The following is a 6,793-nucleotide window of genomic DNA, read 5'->3' as shown; positions in this document are numbered from 1 at the left end:
GCCTGGGGGCAGACTGTTTCGCCTTCGGCGAGTTACTTGGAAAAGCACCCCAAGTAACCAAGGGTGCTTGCTCCTGGCTAGGTTCCTCCTTCGTCGGAATACCCTCACTTCGACGACGCTCCGTGGGCCCGCGCCGAACGGACATCCATGTCCTGACGGCGCTCTCGCCGCATCCATGCGGCTCGGCCCACTCCGCGTCGCCTGCGTTCAGCCTGCACCCAAGTCGCGATGGGTGTCGTCTGGACTTTTTGTGTAGGAAGATCAAAAGCAAATCAAAAGCTTCCCGGCTGAAGCCGGTCCTACAGTCATCGCCAGTCCTACAGGTGCGCACGGTCTGTTAGTGGGACCGGCTTTAGCCGGGAAGAGGCCGGTGTGGGCGCAGGCAGCTTTGCTGATCAAACACCGTCCCTGTGGAAGCGAACTTGCTCGCGAATGCCGCTGCCGTTGCCGTTGCCGTTGCTGTGCTCTTGATCTTCGTACGCGAAAAGCCCAAACACCGCTAATCGCGACTTGGGTGCAGGCTGAACGTAGACAACGCGCAGTGGGCCGGCAATCCGGGCTCTTGGAAAAAAGTGCCCCGCCGTAAGGGCGGAACCCTAACAACAGCACACCGAGATAATGGATACGCGTAAATCTCTGCGCGTTTATCCGCTTTTCGGAGCCTGCGACTACGCCTTCTTCCGATACGCCATCGAATCATCAATCCGCTTGAGTATGTAATCCCCCGCCGCCACCGCCGGATAAAGGCTTGCAGACGCCTCAACCCCCAAATCGCACGGATCAACAACCGCCCCATACGTCGGGTCATAAAACGTCGCGATCGAATAGCGCTCATGCCCTGACTGATTGATCACCCGATGCAACGTCGACCGGAACCGATCATTCGACCAGCGTGCCAACAAATCCCCCACGTTCACCACCAGACTGCCCTCGATCGGCGTTGCATCGATCCACGCCCCGCTGGCCAACTCACGCACCTGCAAACCCCCACTGCTGTCCTGATGCAACAGCGTGATACAGCCATAATCCGTGTGCGGCGCAACGCCGAACTGATCAGCCTCGGCCCGGGGTGGATGCGGCGGGTAATACACCATCTGCGTACGCTGCAAACGCTTGCCGTATTTCGGCGCAAAGAAACCCGGCTCGATACCCAGGCCCACCGCCACCGCCCTCAACAGATCAGCGCCCGCCTTGCCGATCTCCTCGTAATACGCGTCCAGCGCCACCCGCAATTCCGGCATAAAATCCGGCCACTGGTTCGGCCCGCGCAACGCCTCCCCCGCCAGCACGCTCGGGTCATCCTCCGGCAGCTCCAGGCCGATGCTGAAAAACTCCTTGAAATCCGGCTTGGTCGCTTCATACATCAACGCCCCGCCCAACGCATGCCAGCCGCGATGACGTTTGTTCACCGCCACCTGGCGCTTCACCTCCGGCGCAAAGGCGAAGAAGGTTTTTGCGGCCGCCATGGTGCGGTCGATCACCTGACGGGGCACGCCATGGTTGATGATGTAGAAGAAGCCGCTTTCGCTGCAGGCGCTGCGGATGGCTTCGCCGACGCGGCGGAGCGCAGCATCGTCGCCCTCGCGGACGCCGGCCATGTCGATGATCGGGAGGTTGGCGGTGACGGTCATGGCTGGCTCCGGGCGCAGGAATCGGACTGGGCGGTATAGACCGGATCAAGCATTTACTGTGCCGCGCCGCCCACCGCGTTATTCGTAGGACCGGCTTTAGCCGGGAATGAGGGAGTGCGTCCACACTCAATTCTGCGGTGTGACATACGACGCTTTCCCGGCTAAAGCCAGTCCTACAGCGAAGCCGTTAGCGCCCTCAGTCTAATGGCGTCGATCAACTGGCCTGCATCTTGCCTCAGCTGTCTATACAGCCTTCCCCGCTTTCAGGCACGCCCCACCCCTGACGCGGATTGACCGAGTGGATTCCATGAGCGACCTGCAACAGACCATCCGCCAGTTGCGCCAGGCCCTGGGCGATGCTCAGGTGCTGACCGGCGAAGCCATCAGCCCGCGTCATTACAGTGACTGGACCCGCCACGCGCCGGCCTGCCCCGCTGCGCTTCTCCTCCCGACCAGCACCGAACAGGTCTCCCTCGCCCTGCGCATCTGTAACGCGGCGGGGCAAAGCGTGGTGCCCCAGGGCGGCATGACCGGCCTGGCGGGCGGCGCGGTTCCGCGCACCACCGACATCGCGTTGTCGCTGGATCGCCTGCGCGGCATCGAGGAGATCGACACGGCCGCCGCGACCGTCAGCGTGCGCGCGGGCACGACGCTGGAAGACATCCAGCACGCGGTGGCCGACGCCGGCTTCCTGTTTCCGCTGGATCTGGGCGCACGAGGCTCGTGCCAGATCGGCGGCAATATCGCTACCAATGCCGGTGGCAATGCGGTGATTCGTTACGGGATGACCCGCGATCTGGTGCTCGGTCTGGAGGTGGTGCTGGCGGACGGGCGTGTGCTCGATCTGATGAACAAGATGATCAAGAACAACTGCGGTTATGACCTAAAACAGTGCTTCATCGGCAGCGAAGGCACCCTTGGGGTGATTACCCGAGCAGTATTGAAGATGGCGCCGCCACCCGGTCCGACCACCACGCTGCTCTGCGCCCTGCCTGATTACCCGAGCGCAGTTGCCCTGCTGCGGCGCATTCAGTCAAGCGTCGGGACGCCCCAGGCGTATGAACTGATGTGGCAGGATTTCTTCCGCCTCGGTGTGTCGTGGCTTGCCACCTCAACCCAAGAGAAGCCCGTCGCGCCGATGCCCGATCATCATCCGCTCTACGTGCTACTGGAATCGTCCGCCCCCGGCGATGCGCTGGAGCAGATCCTTGCAGCCGCCATTGAGGCCGGCGAAGTCGTCGATGCCATTCTCGCGACCTCCCAGACCCAGGCCCGCGGGCTGTGGAAGATTCGCGAGGCCACCGGCGAGTTTCCCCAGCGCATGGCGCCGCTGAATTTCGACATCAGCCTGCCCATCGGCCGCATCGGTGAGTTCGCCGAGCGCTGCCGTGAGCGCATCGACGCGCGCTGGCCGGGTAACCGAAGCGTGTATTTCGGCCACATCGGCGACAGCAATCTGCATTTGACCGTGGACTGCAACTCGCTGCCGCAGCCCGCTCCGGTGCTGGAAATCGAGGGGTTGGTCTACAGCGCCGTCGGCGAGCTGGGCGGCGCGGTGTCGGCCGAACATGGCATTGGCCTGCTCAAGCGCGAGTTTCTCCACCACTCGGTGAGCGTGGAAGCGTTGCAGGTCATGGCCGAGCTCAAGCGCAGTTTCGACCCCAACGGCATTCTCAACCCGGGGAAGATCCTCGGCTGATCGCGCCCCGCAGGTTGTCTATACCGGTATGGCACGCTAACTGCAGTGGCAGAATCTAAAGCAAACCCTGCACCCGCTCACCGAACATCCCGCAGCATCGACGCAACACGCCGCATCCACCCAGGAGCCATCCCATGCCACTCGACTCTGTGTTCCGCAGGACGTTTAACCGCTTGAGTATCGCTACCGCCCTGGCGCTGTTGCCATTGGCGGTGCTGCCCTTGTCGGCCCACGCCGATCAGTTGGCCGATGTGAAGAAAGCCGGTGAGCTGGTGGTCGGCACCGAAATGCAGTTCGCGCCGTTCGATTTTCTCGAAGCGGGCAAACAGAAAGGTTTGAACGCTGAGCTGTTCGAGGCGCTGGGCCAGGAGCTGGGGGTCAAGATCAAGTTCCTCGACCTGCCGTGGCCGAGCGTGCTGCCCGGCCTTGAGGCGAAGAAATTCGACGTGGTGGCCGGCCCGATCATCGTGACCAAGGCGCGCAAGGAGCGTTACCACTTCGTCTCGCCGATTGCCGAAGCGACCGTGGCCCTGCTCGCGGGCGCCAAGGACGACAGCCTCAGCAAGCCTGAAGACATCGCCGGTAAAACCGTCGGTGCCGGCAAGGGCTCGGCGCAGCTGGAGGAGCTGAAAGCCTTCGCCGCCACCCTGCCGCAGAAGGTCACCATTCGTGAATACGTCGACAACAATCAGGCCTACGCCGACCTGGCCGCCAAGCGCATCGTCGCCGTGGCCAACTCGCTGCCGAACATCTCCTTCGTCGCCGCGCAGAAGAGCAATCTGTACAAAGTGGTGCAGCCGCCGTTCGGCAAGAAGTCCTATTTTGCTTATCTGGGCCGCAAGGACGCCGATGCCGACAGCCTGATCGCTGCGCTGGACGCTGCCTTGAACAAGATGCACGACGATGGCCGGCTGGCCGCGCTGCAGAAGAAATGGCTGGGCGCGGAAATGGTCGTGCCGAAGGGTGATTTCGAGCCGACGTGGTAAGGCGGAGCTGAGTCAACTGCATCGTCCCGAAACGATGCGCGACCTGTAGGAGCGTGGCTTGTCCCGCGATCTGCCAAGAAGTGGCAGCAAAAGAAACGACGAGGCACATCTGGCGCAGCGTGGTCGAATCGACAGGCGTCTGCTTCGCAGACGATCGCGGGACAAGCCACGCTCCTACAAGATTTGCGTCAGGCATACGCTGGAGAAACGCCGTGTTCGATTGGCCCTTGCTGCAGCAAAACGCGCCGCTCTTGCTGGGCGCCCTGTGGGTGACGTTGCAGGTGTCGATGGCCGCGCTGGTGTTCGGCTTTGTCATCGGCATCGTCGTCGGCAGCCTGCGCCTGTCGCCGGTCCCCCTTTTGCGCCGCATGGGTGGCGCCTACATTTTCGTGTTCCGCGGCATTCCGCTGCTGGTGCAACTGCTGTTCATCTATTACTTCCTGCCCCGGGTCGGCCTGCCCAACGTCTCGCCCACGGCGGCGGCAATCATCGGCCTGTCCCTGGCCGCCGGCGCGTACATCGCCGAGATCATGCGCGGCGGTTTTCTTGCCATTCCCGGCGGTCAGCTGGAGGCCGCCGGGCTGTTGGGCCTGAGCGACGCGCAGATGCTCATGCGCATCCGCGTGCCCCAGGCCGTGCGCCTGACGCTGCCGGCGCTGGTCAATGAAATGATCCTGCTGATCAAAGCCTCGTCGCTGGTCTCAGTGGTGGGGCTGGCCGACCTCACCCGCACGGCGCAGAACCTCGCGGCCAGCGATTACATGTTCGTCCAGGACTACCTGATGCTCGCCGGCTTTTACTGCCTGATCAACGTGCCGCTGGCCTACGCCGCGAGCCTGCTCGAACGACGCCTGAAGGAGCGCACGGCATGACCTTCGACGCGAGCATTTTCACCGACCACCTGGGCGACATCGGCTCCGGATTTCTGGTCACCCTCGGCACCTGGAGCAGCGGCGTCGTGCTGGGCCTGGCGCTGGGCATGCTGATCGCTGTCGCCCAAGTGTTCGGCAACAACCTCGTGCGGGCGCCGCTGCGGGTGTTCATCGAGCTGATCCGCAGCACGCCGTTTCTGGTGCAGCTGTTTCTGGTGTATTACGGCGGGCCGTCGTTCGGCATCAGCCTCGACCCGATTCCCGCCGGCATCCTCGGCCTGGGGGTTTACGGCGGCGTGTACTTCGCCGAGATCTTCCGCACCGGTTTCCAATCGGTCGCCCGGGGTCAGCTGGAAGCCGCCGATTGCCTGGGCATCACCCGCCTGCAATGCGTCTGGCGCATCCAGGTGCCGCAGATGCTGGTGATGATTCTTCCGGCGTTGGTGAACATGGTCACGGTGTTGTGCAAGGAAACCGCCGTGCTGTCGATCATCACCATTCCCGAGCTGACGATGGTCCTCACCGGCATCGGCTCGGAAACCTTCGCCTTCGTCGAAACCCTGCTGATGCTGTGCATCGGCTACCTGATTCTGGTGGAGCTGTGCTCGCGGCTGGGCATGCTCCTGGAAACCCGCGTAGGCCGGTTCATGAGCAGGCAACCCCGATGAACAGTCTTCTGATCCCCGGCGGCAAGGCGCCCGCCCCGCCTTACGAAACAACCCGCGAAACGACCCGCAAATCCCTGGATGAACCTATGAAAACCAACGGCGAGCAGTCGACCGTCCTGACCCTGAGCCAGGTGGGCAAAAGCTTCGGCAATCTGCGCGTGCTCAAGGGCATCGAGTTGCAGGTGCAGCGTTCGGAAGTGGTGTGCCTGATCGGCCCGTCGGGCTCGGGCAAAAGCACCTTGCTGCGCAGCATGGCGTTTCTGGAGGAGTACGACGAAGGCGAGATTCGCATCGAAGGCCAATTGCTCGGCTGGCAGGACACCGACAAGGGCCGTCGCCGCGCGCCGCAATCGCAGATCAACCAGGTGCGGCGCAACGTCGGCATGGTCTTTCAGCAGTTCAACCTGTGGCCGCACATGACCGCCCTCGGCAACGTCTGCGAAGCCTTGCGACGGGTGCGCAAGTTCTCGGCCGACGAAGCAAAAAAGCGCGGCATGGCGATGCTCGAAAAGGTCGGCTTGGGGCACAAGGCCGAGGCGTATCCTGCGCAATTGTCCGGCGGTCAGCAGCAGCGGGTGGCGATTGCACGGGCGCTGGCGATGGAGCCGCACATCATGCTGTTCGACGAACCCACCTCGGCACTCGACCCGGAACTGGTGGGCGAAGTGCTGCAGGTGATGAAGACCTTGGCGAAGGAAGGCATGACCATGGTCGTGGTCACCCATGAGATGGGCTTTGCCGCCCAGGTCGCCGACTCGGTGATTTTTCTTGATCAGGGCGAAATCGTCGCGCGCGGCACGCCCCGGCAGATTTTCCACAACGCCGAGCAACCCCGGCTGCAGCAGTTCTTGCAGAACTACCTGGACCGCAACGCGTTCTGGCAGGACGCCAAACCATGAAGCGCTGTTTTTAAGGCCGTCAACCTGTTCGGCAAGGG

Annotated in this window: 6 protein-coding genes; 5 read left to right on the top strand and 1 reads right to left on the bottom strand. The window is 62.8% G+C overall.

The features are described from left to right. Positions 1-668: 668 nt before the first annotated feature. On the bottom strand, positions 669-1,631 hold the full coding sequence (locus BBI10_RS00720) for an isopenicillin N synthase family dioxygenase (protein ID WP_065986108.1): 963 nt from the start codon (positions 1,629-1,631) through the stop codon (positions 669-671). A gap of 307 nt (positions 1,632-1,938) precedes the next feature. Here BBI10_RS00720 and BBI10_RS00715 point away from each other — a divergent pair, with 307 nt between their 5' ends. The 5 genes from BBI10_RS00715 (at position 1,939) to BBI10_RS00695 (ending at position 6,755) form a co-directional block, all read left to right on the top strand. Further along, positions 1,939-3,330, top strand: coding sequence for an FAD-binding oxidoreductase (locus BBI10_RS00715; protein ID WP_065986107.1), 1,392 nt, complete (start codon positions 1,939-1,941; stop codon positions 3,328-3,330). A 134-nt stretch (positions 3,331-3,464) separates the two neighbouring features. Further along, a complete protein-coding gene (locus BBI10_RS00710; RefSeq protein ID WP_065986106.1) occupies positions 3,465-4,316 on the top strand; it encodes a transporter substrate-binding domain-containing protein in 852 nt (283 codons plus the stop codon). 212 nt (positions 4,317-4,528) lie between these two features. Next, positions 4,529-5,188, top strand: coding sequence for an amino acid ABC transporter permease (locus BBI10_RS00705; RefSeq protein ID WP_065986105.1), 660 nt, complete (start codon positions 4,529-4,531; stop codon positions 5,186-5,188). Continuing rightward, a complete protein-coding gene (locus BBI10_RS00700; RefSeq protein WP_065986104.1) occupies positions 5,185-5,856 on the top strand; it encodes an amino acid ABC transporter permease in 672 nt (223 codons plus the stop codon). Before BBI10_RS00705 ends, BBI10_RS00700 begins: the two co-directional genes overlap by 4 nt. A gap of 86 nt (positions 5,857-5,942) precedes the next feature. Beyond that, a complete protein-coding gene (locus tag BBI10_RS00695) occupies positions 5,943-6,755 on the top strand; it encodes an amino acid ABC transporter ATP-binding protein (RefSeq protein WP_065986110.1) in 813 nt (270 codons plus the stop codon). Positions 6,756-6,793 lie beyond the last annotated feature (38 nt).

Source organism: Pseudomonas graminis (assembly GCF_001705435.1).
GTDB classification, from domain to species: domain Bacteria; phylum Pseudomonadota; class Gammaproteobacteria; order Pseudomonadales; family Pseudomonadaceae; genus Aquipseudomonas; species Aquipseudomonas graminis_B.
This window is presented reverse-complemented; position numbering and strand designations above follow the sequence as displayed.

Coding starts and splice junctions, on each gene's coding strand:
- BBI10_RS00720 (WP_065986108.1), bottom strand. CDS start 1,631: ATGACCGTCACCGCCAACCTCCCGATCATCGACATGGCCGGCGTCCGC.
- BBI10_RS00710 (WP_065986106.1), top strand. CDS start 3,465: ATGCCACTCGACTCTGTGTTCCGCAGGACGTTTAACCGCTTGAGTATC.
- BBI10_RS00715 (WP_065986107.1), top strand. CDS start 1,939: ATGAGCGACCTGCAACAGACCATCCGCCAGTTGCGCCAGGCCCTGGGC.
- BBI10_RS00700 (WP_065986104.1), top strand. CDS start 5,185: ATGACCTTCGACGCGAGCATTTTCACCGACCACCTGGGCGACATCGGC.
- BBI10_RS00695 (WP_065986110.1), top strand. CDS start 5,943: ATGAAAACCAACGGCGAGCAGTCGACCGTCCTGACCCTGAGCCAGGTG.